At 35.7% G+C, this 15,875-nt stretch carries 25 protein-coding genes; all 25 read right to left on the bottom strand.

What is annotated here, in order from left to right; translation table 11 throughout:
• Positions 1 to 22 precede the first annotated feature (22 nt).
• The 25 genes from AC2IP4_RS21380 to AC2IP4_RS21260 all read right to left on the bottom strand — a co-directional run bounded on the left by AC2IP4_RS21380 (position 23) and on the right by AC2IP4_RS21260 (position 15,869).
• Complete coding sequence (locus AC2IP4_RS21380; protein ID WP_486317166.1) at positions 23 to 2,086, bottom strand: hypothetical protein; 2,064 nt, start codon at positions 2,084 to 2,086, stop codon at positions 23 to 25.
• A gap of 412 nt (positions 2,087 to 2,498) precedes the next feature.
• Positions 2,499 to 3,488: a hypothetical protein gene (locus tag AC2IP4_RS21375; RefSeq protein WP_486317165.1), complete on the bottom strand. Its 990-nt coding sequence runs from the start codon at positions 3,486 to 3,488 to the stop codon at positions 2,499 to 2,501.
• Positions 3,489 to 3,871: 383 nt separating this feature from the next.
• Positions 3,872 to 4,828, bottom strand: coding sequence for a DUF932 domain-containing protein (locus tag AC2IP4_RS21370; protein ID WP_486317164.1), 957 nt, complete (start codon positions 4,826 to 4,828; stop codon positions 3,872 to 3,874).
• A 311-nt stretch (positions 4,829 to 5,139) separates the two neighbouring features.
• Complete coding sequence (locus AC2IP4_RS21365; protein ID WP_486317163.1) at positions 5,140 to 5,469, bottom strand: hypothetical protein; 330 nt, start codon at positions 5,467 to 5,469, stop codon at positions 5,140 to 5,142.
• A 79-nt stretch (positions 5,470 to 5,548) separates the two neighbouring features.
• Positions 5,549 to 6,643, bottom strand: a complete 1,095-nt coding sequence (locus tag AC2IP4_RS21360; protein WP_486317162.1) for an LPD29 domain-containing protein — start codon at positions 6,641 to 6,643, stop codon at positions 5,549 to 5,551.
• A 227-nt stretch (positions 6,644 to 6,870) separates the two neighbouring features.
• Entirely contained in the window at positions 6,871 to 7,194 is a 324-nt protein-coding gene (locus AC2IP4_RS21355) for a hypothetical protein (RefSeq protein WP_486317161.1), read from the bottom strand.
• Positions 7,195 to 7,230: 36 nt separating this feature from the next.
• On the bottom strand, positions 7,231 to 7,575 hold the full coding sequence (locus AC2IP4_RS21350; protein ID WP_486317160.1) for a hypothetical protein: 345 nt from the start codon (positions 7,573 to 7,575) through the stop codon (positions 7,231 to 7,233).
• A gap of 26 nt (positions 7,576 to 7,601) precedes the next feature.
• A complete protein-coding gene (locus tag AC2IP4_RS21345) occupies positions 7,602 to 8,192 on the bottom strand; it encodes a hypothetical protein (RefSeq protein ID WP_486317159.1) in 591 nt (196 codons plus the stop codon).
• An 8-nt stretch (positions 8,193 to 8,200) separates the two neighbouring features.
• Entirely contained in the window at positions 8,201 to 8,662 is a 462-nt protein-coding gene (locus tag AC2IP4_RS21340; protein WP_192957924.1) for a hypothetical protein, read from the bottom strand.
• 187 nt (positions 8,663 to 8,849) lie between these two features.
• Positions 8,850 to 9,218: a hypothetical protein gene (locus tag AC2IP4_RS21335; protein WP_486317158.1), complete on the bottom strand. Its 369-nt coding sequence runs from the start codon at positions 9,216 to 9,218 to the stop codon at positions 8,850 to 8,852.
• A 167-nt stretch (positions 9,219 to 9,385) separates the two neighbouring features.
• A complete protein-coding gene (locus AC2IP4_RS21330) occupies positions 9,386 to 10,108 on the bottom strand; it encodes a hypothetical protein (protein WP_486317157.1) in 723 nt (240 codons plus the stop codon).
• Between the two features lie 12 nt (positions 10,109 to 10,120).
• The gene (locus AC2IP4_RS21325) at positions 10,121 to 10,687 is read right to left on the bottom strand and encodes a hypothetical protein (protein ID WP_486317156.1); all 567 of its coding nucleotides are present in this window, start codon (positions 10,685 to 10,687) and stop codon (positions 10,121 to 10,123) included.
• A 210-nt stretch (positions 10,688 to 10,897) separates the two neighbouring features.
• Positions 10,898 to 11,167 carry a hypothetical protein gene (locus tag AC2IP4_RS21320; protein ID WP_192957961.1) on the bottom strand — a complete coding sequence of 90 codons (270 nt, stop codon included), beginning with the start codon at positions 11,165 to 11,167 and terminating at the stop codon, positions 10,898 to 10,900.
• A 114-nt stretch (positions 11,168 to 11,281) separates the two neighbouring features.
• Complete coding sequence (locus tag AC2IP4_RS21315) at positions 11,282 to 12,007, bottom strand: hypothetical protein (RefSeq protein ID WP_486317155.1); 726 nt, start codon at positions 12,005 to 12,007, stop codon at positions 11,282 to 11,284.
• Between the two features lie 22 nt (positions 12,008 to 12,029).
• Entirely contained in the window at positions 12,030 to 12,266 is a 237-nt protein-coding gene (locus tag AC2IP4_RS21310; protein ID WP_130066507.1) for a hypothetical protein, read from the bottom strand.
• An 8-nt stretch (positions 12,267 to 12,274) separates the two neighbouring features.
• Positions 12,275 to 12,508, bottom strand: a complete 234-nt coding sequence (locus AC2IP4_RS21305) for a hypothetical protein (RefSeq protein ID WP_486317154.1) — start codon at positions 12,506 to 12,508, stop codon at positions 12,275 to 12,277.
• Positions 12,509 to 12,749: 241 nt separating this feature from the next.
• Positions 12,750 to 12,947 carry a hypothetical protein gene (locus AC2IP4_RS21300; protein ID WP_486317153.1) on the bottom strand — a complete coding sequence of 66 codons (198 nt, stop codon included), beginning with the start codon at positions 12,945 to 12,947 and terminating at the stop codon, positions 12,750 to 12,752.
• A 95-nt stretch (positions 12,948 to 13,042) separates the two neighbouring features.
• Complete coding sequence (locus AC2IP4_RS21295) at positions 13,043 to 13,414, bottom strand: hypothetical protein (protein WP_486317152.1); 372 nt, start codon at positions 13,412 to 13,414, stop codon at positions 13,043 to 13,045.
• A 52-nt stretch (positions 13,415 to 13,466) separates the two neighbouring features.
• A complete protein-coding gene (locus tag AC2IP4_RS21290; protein WP_486317151.1) occupies positions 13,467 to 13,766 on the bottom strand; it encodes a hypothetical protein in 300 nt (99 codons plus the stop codon).
• Positions 13,767 to 13,786: 20 nt separating this feature from the next.
• Complete coding sequence (locus AC2IP4_RS21285) at positions 13,787 to 14,026, bottom strand: hypothetical protein (RefSeq protein ID WP_130066503.1); 240 nt, start codon at positions 14,024 to 14,026, stop codon at positions 13,787 to 13,789.
• A gap of 51 nt (positions 14,027 to 14,077) precedes the next feature.
• Positions 14,078 to 14,278: a hypothetical protein gene (locus tag AC2IP4_RS21280; RefSeq protein WP_130066502.1), complete on the bottom strand. Its 201-nt coding sequence runs from the start codon at positions 14,276 to 14,278 to the stop codon at positions 14,078 to 14,080.
• Between the two features lie 25 nt (positions 14,279 to 14,303).
• Entirely contained in the window at positions 14,304 to 14,750 is a 447-nt protein-coding gene (locus AC2IP4_RS21275; protein WP_486317150.1) for a hypothetical protein, read from the bottom strand.
• 9 nt (positions 14,751 to 14,759) lie between these two features.
• Positions 14,760 to 15,248, bottom strand: a complete 489-nt coding sequence (locus AC2IP4_RS21270) for a hypothetical protein (protein ID WP_274440667.1) — start codon at positions 15,246 to 15,248, stop codon at positions 14,760 to 14,762.
• An 83-nt stretch (positions 15,249 to 15,331) separates the two neighbouring features.
• Positions 15,332 to 15,583 carry a hypothetical protein gene (locus tag AC2IP4_RS21265; protein WP_486317149.1) on the bottom strand — a complete coding sequence of 84 codons (252 nt, stop codon included), beginning with the start codon at positions 15,581 to 15,583 and terminating at the stop codon, positions 15,332 to 15,334.
• A 1-nt stretch (position 15,584) separates the two neighbouring features.
• A complete protein-coding gene (locus tag AC2IP4_RS21260; RefSeq protein ID WP_486317148.1) occupies positions 15,585 to 15,869 on the bottom strand; it encodes a hypothetical protein in 285 nt (94 codons plus the stop codon).
• Positions 15,870 to 15,875 lie beyond the last annotated feature (6 nt).

Genomic DNA, 15,875 nt, shown 5'->3' with positions numbered 1-15,875 from the left:
ATCTCTTACACCAAGTAAAAAATCAATCTAAATCACTTAAGCCAAACGGATGATATGGGTGTGAAGTGTAACGAGAAAGATTACTTCTAGCGTACTTCCATATAATACTATCTCCAGATGCACCAGACCAAGAATGTTCAATCAATTCATTTACCCACGTTTCAATGTCTGATAAAAGAGTCCTATTACCCTCTTGTACTATCTTCTCATGCAACATAAACCCAGCCTTCAACGCTACAGGATTAATTCTAAGCGACTTTCTACTCGACTTTATATCATCGATTTCAGTTAGTACTTTATGAGACTCTACGTAAGATTCAGACAATAAAACAGCATCTCTAATTGTATTTAATTTAGCTATTTTATTTAATGAATATTCTTCTCTTTCATCTAACTTTGTTAAAGCTGATATAAATTCCTTACTTGTAGAATCATTTTTTGAGAATGAATGAACAAATAAACGTCTCTTTTGGCAGTCAGCAATTCGTTTATTTGAAAAAGAAACTTGCTGTTCAATTAAAGATAAAGAGTGCATATAAAAAGACTTCACATAAACCATTGTTAAATCTTTAACATAATCATCGTTAGTAAAAAGAAAATCAGGATCTTCTTTATTTTTCGATTCTATCTTTCCCCATTTTTCTGAAAAAACCTCAGAATATACATCATGATTAGAAAGTGACCTTTGTTTAATCTCATCAAGAAGAACATATTTAGTTCCCAAAGAATCATTCAATTCATCTATATTCGGCTTTAAATATACAGAATTACGATTATTGAAATAGTTAACATTCTCATCATTTACACAACAGTAACCATCGACTACAGAAAAAAATCCATTATCATTATTTAAATAAATTTTGAATTGCTCAGAGATATAGTTAAGAAAATATTCTTGAGCACTACGCATTGATATTGAATATTTAGCATTATTTTTTTCTCTCTCACTCTTACAATAAGATAAAAAGAATGCATCCCATGCTGACTCATTTACACCATAAATTGAATTATCAACGCCATCGAAATTGATGTTTTTTTCAGTAACGATAATCCCTTCAATATTTGATATAACAAAAATAATATCATCAACACTCAGTAAATAATCTGGAACGATATTATCGACGATATCAGAAAATTGTAGCTTTTCATCTTTTTTAGATTTAACAGTTTTACCAAAGTCAGCATTCTTATTATAGCCACCTTGTTTAAATTTCTTATATTCAAAATAACGTAAGAAGAAATTATATGCGTCATTATGACTAATTTTACCAACGTTATTTAAATACTGTTTTAGTAATGATGAAAACTCAGAGCTAGATGGTTCTTGAGTAACACAAGAAATATCATCAATTATTTTAAATTCAGGCCTAGCAGACAAAATTGAACGAATAAAGCCAACGGTAATTATGTTCTTTCCATTAAATTTAAAAGGGAATGAATCACAAATAGAGGTTAATATTGAAAACCCTATATAACTTGATTGTCTAGATATTTGTCTTTTTATTGATTCTATATGGGAGTTGAATTTTGTTTTATTAATAACATCAGGAAGAAAATAATATACACTTGGTTTTGTATTTCTTTTCGCTCTCTCCACCTTAACGCTAGAATCAATTGGATAAATTGACATTAAAACAGGCTTACAATGAATATTACTCACAGAGTTAATTAAATATTGAATTCCTTCGGGAGCAATCTCACTGGAAATTACATTATTATTAATTAAGTATAAATTTGCTTGTTCATGAGTCAGAGGTAGTAATTTTGATAAATTGCATATTTGTTTCTTATCATCATTACTTATGTCTAACTTTACATTTTGCTCATATTTCTTTGTTATTATACGCAACATTGCTGGTGTCATATAAAATGAGCCAACTAAATGAGCGTCACATGGAAAATATTCATACGGAGTATATGATAATAACTTTTCATTAGTTAAAGATTCAGAGTAAAGAAATCCTTGTTTCAGCATTGTGATGTAAACATCAAACAACACTCGCTTAAATTCCATGTTATTACTAACTGAATTACTATTAAACAATGAAGTGGCTATGTCATTTACTGCCCTATCAAAATCAATCACTTTTATCTCCCGATAAACACTATATTTCCTTTACACATTATAACATGTATTAGATTGCTTACGATAAAAAAAGAAATATTAACAGATTAATTTCAAATACTTGTTGAGCTGCTATATTGAAGAGGAAAATGAAACGGTAGTGTGAGGGTTCTACATCTATTAGAAAATGTTTATAAATTACTTTAAGATTTTCTTATAAATACTATTAGATACCTTTATAAATGGAAATTATCATGAATTTACTTAAAAGTCAAATTGAAGTGTATTGCATTATTGTTCTATAAAACAATGTCTTATTAAAAAATAAAGAAATGTCTTATTAAAAAATTAGGACTGAGCAAGTTATTTTTCTGAAAAACAGACAAAAAAAAAGCCGCTCAACAATGAGCGGCTTATTTGATAATATTGTAAGTTATTCGGCTAGCGCATTTTGAGCTTCAAGCGCACGAGCGTTGTGGTCGTCTTTTTTCTCTACAGCATCAGCCAATGATTTAACTTTGTTAATCATTGCTTCTGGTAAGTGGATATTTCCATCAGCATCAATGCGAGTAGACATATATTTAATTAAAGACTCCATTTCATCAATTTTGCCTTTTGCTAAATTCTTCTCACGTAATCCACCACGGGCGCGAGTAACAGCCGTTTGAGAGTGATCTTTTGCAGCTAGTCGAGTTGGTTGGTTATTATCAGAATCAACCGCCTCTGTATTTACTGGCTCTTGTGAAACAGGTTGTGTACGTAAACCAATATCAGCCAGTGCGTATTGAGTTGCTTTTGTTGAGCCGTGTTTATTAATAAAGTTACGTGCGCGAGTTGCACTGATTTTATTATCTTCAACCAACTGGATTAATTCATCATCACCCTCAAGCAATTTAACTGAATTACAAATCACTGATTTTGAGTGACCTGTTTTATTCACGATTTCAATTAACTCCATGCCCTCATCTTGTAGGCGTTTAAATACGCGAGCGTTTTGAATAACCGTCATTGCTTTACCTTGGTTATGATTAAACGCCATCATAACCGCCTCAGCTTCGTTTTTCGGAAAAACGGCATCAGCATCGAATAAAGAATTTTCAGTAAATACGTTACCCTCTGCGATTAATTCAGTAATTGCAACGTGTGTATGGTGTCCACCAAGTACAGCAAAACGTTCTTCGTTATTAACTAAACATGGTTGAACTTTAAATGGTGCTGGAGCTGTTCCATTTGAGAAAGCATTTTTTAATTGCTTAACATGGTTAGCATCAATATCACGGATGTTCCATTCAGGGCGAATATATAAAGCGTCTAAAGAAACACGTAGACCATCAGGGCGAGAACATGAAATGCCTTGGTCTTTAATTGCTTTAGTGTGTGCCTTAACGTTGCCTTTATTTAGTGCTTGGAATGTAGTAGTCATTTTGTAGCTCCTTAAATTAATGTGCTTTGCTTAACTGACAGTGTCATTATACCGCACTTTACGCAAATAACAAAGTAATTCGAGCTATATTTAAGCTATATGAGTAAATATTTTTCAGAAAAATAAAAAGGAAGAAAAATAAAGAAAAGCTTGACCGAGGAGGACTTTAGTCGATGATTATAAAATAAAGAATAGCTCATTAAAAAATTAAATAATGTCTTATTGAAAAATAGAAAGATAAAAAATCAAATGAGATCAGGTTTAATACGGTAGGTTATTAGCCTAAAAAAATAAGCCACTTGCACATATAACCATTTTTCAGAAAAACAAAAAAAAGCCCTTACTAAGTAAGGGCGTTAAATATTAGGTAATGAGTTTATAAATTAAAGTAGGAATTGTGCGGTTTTATTTACAACAGGATTCCAAATTGCAGGTTTACGCATTAAATTCTGGATAGACTTTTCACGCTCTAAACGAACATTATCAATATTTGAAATATTACTTTCATTTACTTTGTAGTGAGTAGCCCACGCAGTTAATGAGTTATACATAGCCCAATGATTATCACCAAGTGTCTTTTTATGGTCAGTATATAAACGGTCAAACATATCAAACTTACTCATACTTAATTCACGCCCAACGGTAGACATATCAGTAATAATTTTATCCGCATCTTTTCTATTTAATGGTGAGTTAATTAGATTGTCCCAATATTGCCCCATACTTTCAAAGCTAGAAACTGCGGTTGTTACTTGTTTAGTCACTTGGGCGAAATCCATTGTTCCAGTGTGGCGCACATCGAGAGATAAGAATTTTTCGCCAGTGATCATACCGTTGGTGCATACGATACGAAAGCCGCCAGCTTGTACCTGAAAATTGCATGAGCCGTCATAAGAGTTCACAACAACAAGGCGTAAAATAACTTTGTCACCGCTACCGATTTGCACCATGTGAGCAGGGAAGAAATATTGACGAATAACCTTACCGCCTTTATTAACCACAGCGTCTTTAATGAATGCCCCATCCATATTAAGCACCCCATTTTCAGCAAGGGTATTAACCGCCTCATTCACGGAATCAAACGCATCAGAATTTTTAAGAAGAGTGTAACGGCTGCCATGAACAGCAATGATGTGATTAGCTTCTGAATCAAAAACGATCTGGTTATCGTTGTCGGTCATGTTGCTGTTTAAATGCTCTTTGAGTGGTTGGATATTTACATCAAAGAAAATGTTAGAATTAGTGCGATCATCAACAATCAGATCACGCCAGTTGTTCTCAGTAGCCATGCTATTGAAATCAGGTAAAACGCTGTTTGCTTCAAATAATGTCGGTGTCATAATATTGCTCCTAAAAATGAATGTGTATTGCTTAACTGACTCAGTCATTATACCGCAAAACGCCCACCACACAAAGCAGTAAAAGTGATAAAACTCGCTTAGACAGAAAAAAATACCTTATTCATTTTTCAGAAAAACAGAGGATAACAACAGCCTCAAAAGCCACTTATAGTTATTGACAGAAAACAGAACTTTGCCACATCATTTCAAAATAAGAATGTCTTATTAAAAAATTAAAGCCCATCTTCAGAAAAGGAAAAAAGAAGAAAAAAAGAAAGGCCAGTATCTCAACTAGCCCAAATAGAAACGAATTAGCGATCAATCGATAAAAGCCCTGATTTAGTCCACTTCGCTCCCATCTCAATAAGCTTATCAAGCTTCACAAAAAAAGAAGGTGCATTCTTTTTACACCACATATTAAATTCAAGTCTCTGGTTCATCTGGAGTTGATTAGTCAGTGCCAGTGTAATTTCTTTTTGGGTCAGCACCCCGACTTCTGGCGTAGGTAAATCAAGCTTATCAAATTGCTTCTTATTCATGGTCGTCACGCGATCATCACTATCAATGGAAGCAAAGAAGAATTTAGCACGTCTTGATAGGTTAACTTTTTTCATTGTCTCTCTAACGATAGCCTTTCTCATAATGATGCCCTATTACGTTATTTGAACAAAGTAGATAAAAGGCCAGCTTCTCAACTGGCCTAAGTATTAAGGGGAGGTATTAAGAGTGAGCAAGTTGAAAGCGTTGAGCGTCATTCTTAAGGTTAAATATAAAACCCTGTCTCTGATCTGAATAAGAGCCTCGTAAAGATTGAGCATGTTTTAATAATGCGGTTGTGCTACTTACGGCAACATCACCAGAAAGAGGAACAAGGTATTTCGCATGACGATCATGAACAATCGCCTCAAACGAGTTCATTGATATTGAATCAATCAAAACAGCCGCATGAGTATCAGGAGAGTTATACAGCTTCTTGGTTGTTTTTTGGAAAAATGGAATAATGCTTAATTCACAATGAAGTAATTTAGACACATCATCAAACTGGCACTCTTCAAAGAATACTGAATGTAATGCGCCCTTTCTGAAATTATCAACCGTGATTAGGTTAGTTTGATTTGATGAATAAATCGTTGTTAGGCTATCAATTGTTTTTTGAATCGCAGCATCAGAAAACTGGCGAACGGTACTGACGCGATCAACGCCTCCGAATTCTTCATTAAATGGGCTGTATTTGTTCCCTGCTTGATACTTATCCATAATTGCATCAACCGCTTCAATGGTAGGGCCATCAACCCACTCAATTAATACACGGTGATAATCTGACTTAACAGAGAATTTATGACCTAAGAAATTTCGTTTAAGATCTTTGCGTATATTTTTTGCAACGGCTGCACCGCCTGCGTATTTTTCGATTTGAGATAAATGAGAATAAGCTTCATCATTTGAAATCATTTCACGAGCCGTATTAAAAGCAAGCTGCTCTTCTTCCTTCTGAGATAATATCTCTTGGTCACGCTTTTGAGCGCCATAAACCAAGTTATAAATAGTTTCTTCTGAAGCTAATGCTTTGCCTTCAATGATGCCGTATTGAGTCCCTTGGCGTAATAGCGTTTCAGGGATGTGCTTCATCATATGACCAGACAAAAACACAACATTTACATGACCACCACCAACGGTATTTAGTTGGCTTACTGACTCATAAGATGAATTTTCCATACTCACGACAACCCCAAGGCCACGATTATAGAGAGACATTTCAACCCATGAACCACGAGAAATAATACCTTTGAAATTTTTAGCCGCTTGAACTGTCATGATGTAGCTCCTTAAATTAGTATGCATTGCTTAACCGACATAGTCATTATACCGCAATAAGGGGTTTATTGTGTGATGTATAGGGGTTTTAGAGGTAAAAAAAGGAAATAAAAAACTTGAAAAAAAGAGGACTTAGCTCGCATCATTTAAAAATGAAAACGTCTTATTTGAAAATCAAAGCCATGTTACCTAATGGCCCTTATTGGTGGTGGGGGAAATGCCATTATCTAAAATGGCACATCAAAATCTAAATCAACGCTTGGCATAATGATAAGTCGTAAATCACTGATACAGCCTTTTTCAATGTTTTCTTTATACGTGAGTAAATCTGATTTAATGATCTCCAGTTCTGCAATCGCTTCCTTTTCAAAACCAAACCGACACACATTTACTTCATGCTCATAATACATAACATCACTGATAACTTGATCATCAATCACCGCTTTAAACCGTGCAATGCTTTCATTAATCGCCACCACGCCACACATAGGCGCATCATAGAAAGTATTAATAAAATGAGCCTTAAGCGCTCGACTGAGTGAGGTAAACATAATTAATCCTTATAGCAGCTCAAAGGCCAACTAACGCTATTCATCATCGCTCAAACATTCAGAGCATGCATTACATGAAAAACAATAACGACAACCACAATTACCACTACCACAATCACAGCAGTTATACAGATCTGAACATTCCGTTGCTGCATCACTGTTTAAGCTCTCGCACATATTATTTAAGATCTCAACAATAACAGCCTTAACATGGTTCAACGCTTGTTCACTTTTAAACGGCTTAATCACTAGGTTAGTCGGATCCTTAAACATAAGTTCTTTGTTTTGTTTAAGCACATAAGCGCGAATTTGCTTTACCTTCACCGCTTTTGTTAATTCATCGCTTGAGATATGGATAGATAATTCATTTTGATTGCACATAATCATTGTTCCTTTGCTTGTTATCTCTATACGTTAATCAGAGAGATGATCGCTTTAATTTGGTTGTGGTCCAATTCATTAAGGTGTAAATCAAACTTAGGCTCTTTTGATGTAGCTTGAGAATGCGGCACAATCACTTCACCACGCATACAGTCTGAATTGTAAGTCTGTATCCCCCATGCTTTATAACTAACATGATGGCTTTTACCCGTTAATGGTTCGAGAGATAACACCGATTGCAGATCATTAAATAACTCGTCTTGTGCATCTAATACCGCAACACAATCAGAGTGAACGTCTCTTAACTCGTTCAACTGAACTAATGTGCTATCAAAATGAATGAGTAGCTTTTGTTTAATATCGTGCATGATTTTATCAATCGACTTATCTAAGCTGCATCCAATAGAAGCATGACGAATAAAAACATGGCGATTAGTTGGGTCAAAAAAACCAAGTGCAAACGTCGGGATTGCTCTTGTTGTATTTGAGCTAACAAAAATAACAATTCCTGACGTGTGTTTTGCAAAAAAACGATCACAATCATGATTTTCTACACGCCACTCACCACCAAGAATGCTCACCGCCATTTTAAGCGGTTTAATTGATAAATGCCCCATAATGCCCCCTACTTCGCACTAACAACGGTTACACGCTTAAAGGGTGCGCCTGTGACCGCTCCACCACCACTAGAGTTATGATGGCTAATCTCTAAGTGACATGGAATAAAACCTGTTGAGCGCCCCACATAAAAACGACGGGTTTCCCCATAACAGTCCACCACTTCTACTTGCTTGCCCTCTAACCCATTGAGCTGAGCGCTTAACTCCGTTGGGGTCTTAATTCCCTTTTCTTTGTATAAGCCACGCGCAAGATCAACAAGCAGATTATAGAAGTTATACGCTTTCATGGTCCCTTTACGAATAGGCTTTGCTGGCAAGACCATGTTTTGTTTTGTGGTGAAAAATTCATGCATTTCATCAATACGATTTGCTACGACATCAAAACCTAAACAGCTAAATGATTTATTTTGATGACGCATTACATATAATTTTTGTTCACGATTAAGAGTGATTGTTAGTGCTGACATAATGTGTGGCTCCTGAATTTAAGTGCATTTGCTTAACTGACACCGACATTATACCGCAATACAGTTAACATGACGACAATATAACGAATAAAACAGGATAAAATTACAGCTATTTTTCAGAAAAATGAGGGGGACAAAAAAAGGCTTAAGCGCATAAACACTTAAGCCCTTTTTATGTTGTGGTGGTTTAATCCCACATTATTTTTGATTGATTTAGTGCATGTAAAAAATCAATGCGTTGTGCTGCTTTAACTCTTGGCGTGATGAAATTACGAACGCCTGACTTGCTTGATAGAATTTGCTGACTCACATGATATAAGTGGTCGATACCAAATTGATTAAATAGTCCTTTTAGAATCGAATTACGGACCGCTCTCTTTTGCGCTTTCTTCGCTCTGGCTAAATGCGTTTGATAAATGGCTTCTGGCATATTTTCAATAGGCGCATACATTGTGCCACGCTCGGGATCACCATACATAATACAGCTACCTTCGCCTTTATAATCATGGTGAGTTTGTTGATAAATTAAGTTAATGTCGTCTTGATTGCGTTCCATAATGGACCCCTTAAATTGTGTACTTGCTTAACTGACATGGTCATTATACCGCAATTTGGTGAATTAAGTACTTTTAATACAAGTAAAGGTGAAGGAAGTCGCAAAAAAAACCCTCAAAAAAGAGGGCAAAAAGTCAGTCAGTTTTATTATTATCAAGGAGCAAAATTCTATCCTTTTTTACAATACTCAATGGCTTCTAGTAATTCATCAAAAGTCTCACAAGCCCCTATTTCTGAATGATTGGTTTGAAACTCTTCATGGTATGGGTTGTAAGCCAATTCATAACCATTAATGGTAAATACCGTGTCATCAAGGGAGCTCATTACATCCCCATCCCAACGGGCAGAGCCTTTGCTACTTTCACCATAATAAACATTGAAGCGCTCGTTCTTTTTAATGCCATGAGGAACACAAGCACGAGTGATTAATGGGTGGTGGTTAATCGTATAGTCATCGTATCCGTTGGCGTTCTCGACTAAAGTAACTGTGGGCTCAAGTCGAGGCGTGATATTTTCTGGAAAAATGAATTGAGTGAGATTCAGTAAAATACGTTCTTCTTTTTCGAGATCCGTTCCTTCTTCAAAATTAGTCACTACACATTGTTCTTTTAAAAGTGACATCAACGCATTATGGTGGCCTTGCTGAATTTCTTTAGCAATAAGCTCCAGATCATGTGTTGGGTTTAGCTGTGACAATATTGTAGGCCTATTTCCAAAATCAGGGTATTCAAGTAATAACAAATGAATACGACAACGCTTATTAGTTTCATTAAACAGCACAATAGCTTCTTGTCTGTTTTTAGATTTAGGAAACGAACGAGGCTTCAACCCCCAAGCTTGGACCCATCTTTTCTGAATTGAATCAAATTTTACCACTTGAAAATTAGACATGTTCGCGACTCCCTAGCTTGCACACAATAAAAAGGTTTTGATGTCTTCTCGGCTATCAAAGCCCTCAAACATAGAAACAGGTAATATGATTTCAATGTCATATGCATAAACTTCAAGATCATCTTTTGTGATATCTAATAAGTAAGGCTTGCCATTGTTTTCATATTTATCACAAAACAAAGCACCACCAACGCCATACAGAGACAGGAACTGCGATTTTGCCATCTTATAAATAACATCAAACCCTTTAATTGCTTCTAATAAATTCTTTTTCGTTCTGTTTTTGCTTGCTGCATCTAAATCACAGAAATCAAAATCATGAAACTTAACAAAGCGTTCGCCTTGTGAGCATTGAAGAATGGAAATAAATCGAGCGGTTGCATTGCATGGGAATTCAAAATAATCAGCAAACAAGTTCATTTCTGTTGCTGAAAGTAGATCTGAATAATCAGAGTGGGGTTTATCTAGCAATACGGATACTTCTGAAAGTGATGGGCCGTGTTGCTTATGAGCTAATGTTAGAAATCCATTGTCCAGAAATTCGTTAACATCAACCGCCTGAGTAGAGTTAAAAGTCATGGTTTGCATCCTTATGATTACTTGCTTAACTGACATGGTCATTATACCGCAATTAATAACAAGATGGCGCATTAAAACGAAAAATAAAGAAAATAAAAAACTTGAAAAAAAGAGGACTTAACTCGCATCATTTAAAAATGAAAATGTCTTATTTGAAAATTAATCGATATTTGGCTGAACTGATCTCATCAATCAGCCCAGCGCTTAAAACTACTTATTGAGCGCTTCCGCTTCGTGCTTTTTATAAGCGACTTGTAAAGGCGTCATACTCGCGGTTTCTTCAGAGAGTAACAGGGCATTAGTCGTATCACGATAGGCGTTAGACATCGCATAATAGTAAGCCTCTTTTTGAGCTTGCTCTTCTTCGCTGCCGTGTAGCTCTCTGAAAATCGCATGCAAAGCATCGTGGCTGTAAGTCTTATTTTGATGATCATGCTTTGCCAGTGCTTGGCCTATTTTACTGTAATCCGTTGCTCTCATTAAAAATACCCTCAATGTCGTTTGCTACGATCATGAATCAATTCACGTTCTTATTCTATAACAATAAAACCACCACAAATAAAATTACTGTGATGGCCTTTTTATCTTTACTCACTAAGCAACACAGTAGATATCACGATTAGCATGCTCTTTTCGAAAAACCTCAATATCATTCGATCTATCGCTTCTTGTACTCAAACGATCTACGTCTACCGCAATATGCATGATATGCCCGTTAAACAACGCTATATTTTCAATAATGAACAGATCCGATAAATAAGCATGTTCCCAAAATGACGCAGGTTTATTTTTCAGAAAAACAATCAGGGCTTGGTCTATCTTTTCGTTTACTAAGCCGTGCTCTAAGCCATATTTTATTGATAAGAAATCAGGCACATCATCCAATAGACAATGTAAAGAGAATTGCGCTCGTTGGTGTTCACCTAATGTATGTGGATTATTAAACCTTGCTGAGTAGTAAACCCATTTCATGATCAGCTCTCTCTCACTTGGAGATAACTCTGTAAGCTGGCCTTTGCACTCTTTTTTTGTAAGCTTACAATCTACCTTTTTCATTACCCATTCAATATACGCTCGTTTCTGCTCTTCAGTTGCGTCGGTTAAATGGTTTTTTAAATTACGATCTAGATTGTCTTTGGCTTTTGCCTCCAGTGGCTTAATGTTGTCGCATTGAAACTCTGGCTTAATCGTGAATGGTTTTGTGATTAGACGTTTAAAGCTCGGTGAGTAAATCGTGTTGATGATCTTAATCACAAGAATGGTGGCAAGCTTAAAATCAAACGTTGGTTCTGGGTGTGTTTCTGGTAATTGATAAAACATAATAAAAATCCTTTTTTATAGATTAAACAAAAAGTGCTTCTAAATTGATTGGGCGCTGTGGGATATAGCTGTCCATCACTTCCAGCTCATCCCCATTTACATTCACATCAATAAAGACAACTTTCTTTAAGCCTTCGTTAATTTTTGTGTATACAAGCGACACTGACGTTTGAGCGTATTTCTCTTTTAACGCTTGCATCAATTCAGTAAAAGAACTGACTTCGGTGTTGTTACCAAAACTCTTAATTAAAACCGCCATACCGCCCCCTAAATGAACATATCTAAATGAGTTAACACTTCTTGCCACACTTCTTTTTCGTCCAGTGGTAAACCGTTTACGCTGCTATCAAGAACCTCACGCGATACACTGCCATGCTCAAAAAGGTACTTTGTGGTTTTTGCCATTGGGGTTAATCGAATTTTGTCTTCGCCATACTGAATACGTGCTTGCGCTGCGGTATGTAAAAACTGGTTAATTCTTCGTTGCTCTTGAATAGCCATTTTGCGGCTCCTAATAATGATGCGTTGCTCAACTGACATGGTCATTATACCGCAATTTACCTATTAAGTGTGCGCTAAGTACGCATATTAGAGAATTATATAAAGAAAAAAGACTTGCAAAAATGCCGAACCAAAACCTTATAATTTCAAAATAAATAATGTCTTATTGAAAAATAAAGAAAAGTAGTACCGTGGTAGTACAAGTGGTTAGGAGGTATTTTTTAAGGTGAGAGAAGTATGATTAATGAGGGGGATAAGATAATCGTTCAGCTAGGATAGAAACCATTGGTGATGCCATTTTACTAGAATGCTTCCAAGTGACTACGCATCTTAAGCAATGGTATTGTTTTTCTGAAAAACGAGGTTTACGACCAATTAAAGACGTGTAAAGAATAGTCACAGGAAGGCTATTTGCATCAGTAGGATCGATCACTTTCATACCCTCTTTTAAGTATCTTGCTACTAGAGTCTAGAGTCCCTACAATTAAACTTTCCGTGAATTGTCGTTTGGGAGGTCTATTTTTATTAAATTTCCTACTCTGTACAATTAGCTTTTTTAACCTCGTTCGAGAGGTTATGAATATAATTAATCGATTCAAAAAGAGTTTCGGTTTCGGGATAGCAAAGGTATTCATTTAGATGTAAGTGATGCAAACCATCAAAGTCGATTGAAGCCATAAGAATCACATCAACATAGAGTGATTCGGATTTCCAACAGTCACCTTCTACATCAGAAGATGAAAATATAACTAAAACGATTGTTTGAAGATTTAATTCTTCGTTAACAAACCTGTACAGTCTATCGTTTCCATCTTGATGTTCATATACAAGATCCCAATTTTTCACGTAGTTACCGTTTAGTTCGAGCGAGGAAAACTGGACATCATTTTCTACTTTAATTGACATGATTTACTCTCTAGTTTATTTTCTTGAATTCATCAGAAACAATTTTCCTACGTTATATATTTTCGTTTCTTGCATGATAAAAACGAACAAAAAGTTCAGGAAGAGCAACTATCCCGAAAGTTAGCTTGGTTAGTGGATTCCAAAATACCGACAGTAAACTTAACATTGGTAATAAGCCCCACCCTATAAAAAAATAACCTAGTGTTTCTATTTGAGTCAGCAACGATAAACCAATACTTACATAAGCTATCGACAAAAGAAGTATCGGCAGCCAATTAGCCTGCACCCACAACCATGACCCAAATTCCTTTATCTGATCTAATGGCTTTTCCGTTTTGTATTTAAACATCATTCTTCCTATTTAAATATTGGTTAATGTTGAGTTGGCTCTGAAGGGAATTGATAGCTAGTTTTTTTAAAGAACTTAGATACATCCTCTTGAAAAAAAGCATAATCCAAACACTCATGATCAACGATATAAACCACCCCATCATTAACTTTTAAGATTTCGTACAAGTGGCCTTTCTTGTAATACTTGGAAAGGTCTTGATTAGCGTAAAAAATCTGGTCTGCTGTACATTCCAAAGCGTCTTGTGTTGCGTAAGTTTCCAAATGTGAACCCTCTTTAATAAAACCGTTTAACCTTTTGTAGAAATAATTTTCCTACTTCTCTGATTTTAGCTTATTGGCTTTATTTAAAGCCTCACCAAGTGCAATTATTTGATCGCCAGAAAGACGTTCGGTTCGTCTTGGAAACCACGCTAATTCCCCACGGTCAAAGTCATCGAAAACGCCAAAATTCACACCGTCAATTTCGACTTGTAACACACCTAGCTTATCTTCGTTCAATACAACTTTGTTCATAATTCATCCTATCAGATTATGTAATTTAACTGCCTATCTGGACACCTGACTTGCGAAACTCGCTAATTAGTGTGTTTGAGTCCATGTGTTCAAACATTTTTGCATACGTAGCTATTTCGGATCTTATGCTAGGGATATCAGATGTAAAAGTTCTTCTGACTCTCTCCCCCAGCAATGTCTCAATATATATGTAAACAATTTTTTCAACTGCATTAATAGGGGTTTTAGTTTTATTAAAATGATCGTTGAAACACCGTCTTAATCTTTCAGCTTCAAAATAATCATAGGCTAGGCATAAACTATCATTATCTAAGTTGGTGAGTAAGTTCTCAAATAGGGTAAACTTGCACACTGTAAACTTGTAATTATCAAATATATTTATGCCCTCTTCGACCCCTTCTTTTTCAGAAAAATCAAAGCGGTCTTTTGCTAGCCATTGTTCTTTTTTGATTAAAGCCTTAATATCTTCCATGCAAATTCCCTATGTAAACTGAGTTATTTTTTTTGCGATTATTTTAATGTCCCTATGAACCAATCGCTCTGAATTTTCTCGACCTGTGTGTGACCATGAAGACCTCGCGCTGATTCGCCAATCTACAGGTTCAAACATCCATATGAGATGATTTTTATCATTAAATTGACCGCTTATGTGCCAATTAAAAGTAAGACCTTTTTCTTTGTTCAAGTACCCATTGAGCTTTTGCGCTAAATTAGTGCTACTTGAAAACGTTATATATGGCTTCAACCAACATGCTTGCTCTCCAAAGATTACTGAGCGAATGCGTCCCAATCGCCCTGTAATCACCCCTGAGTAATGCCCAGCACAAGAAGCTAATGGATGAGCGCCAATTTCTAACAGAGCATCACATAATGGCTGAATTCCCTCTTCAATTATGCCCTTTTCTTTAGCTGCACTATATGCTGGATAATTTCCAGTTTTCATAATTGTGGCTGCGGTGTTTTCGGCCATAAGTTCCCCATCATTTTTCAATCTGAATTGGATAGAGTTTAGCTACTTTATCCATCGTGGTCTGTGCTGCTTTATTTGCTCATCTAAAAATTAAAAAGCCAATCTACGCCTGTAGGTTGAGTAACATCGTCCGTCGTCCCTTCGATTGTCGCACCATGATAACCACCAACAACGGGATTAAGCGCCCCATTAGCTGCGATTTTGGCTTCCTCTATGCTTGGAAATACTGCGTGTTCTTCTCTAAAATTGTATTGAAGAGTTAACTTACAAGATCCTTTATAAGTATTGGGAACATTACATTCAATTTCTGGTAACACATCATCTAGATTTGCCATATTATTCCTTGGTTTCTATTTTGATAAACTGCGCTCTAATTTCTTTGAACTCAAACGCAGAAATTTCACCATCTACAAAGGCATTATCTAGTATTTGGGTTAGTTCTATATTGTGGTGCTTATCTTTATTGGTTTTGATGATCTGGTTTAGCTCTGCATATTCAGAACTACCTCTATCAATCATCATGCTATTACCAATATAGTTATATCCATTCCATGACATATTGACTAACGATACTAAAACGAGAATGAACATACTAATTTTTACATACTGTTTAACACTCATTACTGT

This window comes from Aliivibrio thorii, assembly GCF_057368585.1.
The sequence above is the reverse complement of the archived record's forward strand: the minus strand, read 5'-3'. Positions and strand labels throughout refer to the sequence as shown.

Bases quoted from the DNA above. Each gene is read 5' to 3' on its own strand.
- AC2IP4_RS21375 (WP_486317165.1), bottom strand. From the start codon at position 3,488: ATGACTACTACATTCCAAGCACTAAATAAAGGCAACGTTAAGGCACAC.
- AC2IP4_RS21370 (WP_486317164.1), bottom strand. From the start codon at position 4,828: ATGACACCGACATTATTTGAAGCAAACAGCGTTTTACCTGATTTCAAT.
- AC2IP4_RS21365 (WP_486317163.1), bottom strand. From the start codon at position 5,469: ATGAGAAAGGCTATCGTTAGAGAGACAATGAAAAAAGTTAACCTATCA.
- AC2IP4_RS21360 (WP_486317162.1), bottom strand. From the start codon at position 6,643: ATGACAGTTCAAGCGGCTAAAAATTTCAAAGGTATTATTTCTCGTGGT.
- AC2IP4_RS21355 (WP_486317161.1), bottom strand. From the start codon at position 7,194: ATGTTTACCTCACTCAGTCGAGCGCTTAAGGCTCATTTTATTAATACT.
- AC2IP4_RS21350 (WP_486317160.1), bottom strand. From the start codon at position 7,575: ATGTGCAATCAAAATGAATTATCTATCCATATCTCAAGCGATGAATTA.
- AC2IP4_RS21345 (WP_486317159.1), bottom strand. From the start codon at position 8,192: ATGGGGCATTTATCAATTAAACCGCTTAAAATGGCGGTGAGCATTCTT.
- AC2IP4_RS21340 (WP_192957924.1), bottom strand. From the start codon at position 8,662: ATGTCAGCACTAACAATCACTCTTAATCGTGAACAAAAATTATATGTA.
- AC2IP4_RS21335 (WP_486317158.1), bottom strand. From the start codon at position 9,218: ATGGAACGCAATCAAGACGACATTAACTTAATTTATCAACAAACTCAC.
- AC2IP4_RS21330 (WP_486317157.1), bottom strand. From the start codon at position 10,108: ATGTCTAATTTTCAAGTGGTAAAATTTGATTCAATTCAGAAAAGATGG.
- AC2IP4_RS21325 (WP_486317156.1), bottom strand. From the start codon at position 10,687: ATGACTTTTAACTCTACTCAGGCGGTTGATGTTAACGAATTTCTGGAC.
- AC2IP4_RS21320 (WP_192957961.1), bottom strand. From the start codon at position 11,167: ATGAGAGCAACGGATTACAGTAAAATAGGCCAAGCACTGGCAAAGCAT.
- AC2IP4_RS21315 (WP_486317155.1), bottom strand. From the start codon at position 12,007: ATGTTTTATCAATTACCAGAAACACACCCAGAACCAACGTTTGATTTT.
- AC2IP4_RS21310 (WP_130066507.1), bottom strand. From the start codon at position 12,266: ATGGCGGTTTTAATTAAGAGTTTTGGTAACAACACCGAAGTCAGTTCT.
- AC2IP4_RS21305 (WP_486317154.1), bottom strand. From the start codon at position 12,508: ATGGCTATTCAAGAGCAACGAAGAATTAACCAGTTTTTACATACCGCA.
- AC2IP4_RS21300 (WP_486317153.1), bottom strand. From the start codon at position 12,947: ATGAAAGTGATCGATCCTACTGATGCAAATAGCCTTCCTGTGACTATT.
- AC2IP4_RS21295 (WP_486317152.1), bottom strand. From the start codon at position 13,414: ATGTCAATTAAAGTAGAAAATGATGTCCAGTTTTCCTCGCTCGAACTA.
- AC2IP4_RS21290 (WP_486317151.1), bottom strand. From the start codon at position 13,766: ATGATGTTTAAATACAAAACGGAAAAGCCATTAGATCAGATAAAGGAA.
- AC2IP4_RS21280 (WP_130066502.1), bottom strand. From the start codon at position 14,278: ATGAACAAAGTTGTATTGAACGAAGATAAGCTAGGTGTGTTACAAGTC.
- AC2IP4_RS21275 (WP_486317150.1), bottom strand. From the start codon at position 14,750: ATGGAAGATATTAAGGCTTTAATCAAAAAAGAACAATGGCTAGCAAAA.
- AC2IP4_RS21270 (WP_274440667.1), bottom strand. From the start codon at position 15,248: ATGGCCGAAAACACCGCAGCCACAATTATGAAAACTGGAAATTATCCA.
- AC2IP4_RS21265 (WP_486317149.1), bottom strand. From the start codon at position 15,583: ATGGCAAATCTAGATGATGTGTTACCAGAAATTGAATGTAATGTTCCC.
- AC2IP4_RS21260 (WP_486317148.1), bottom strand. From the start codon at position 15,869: ATGAGTGTTAAACAGTATGTAAAAATTAGTATGTTCATTCTCGTTTTA.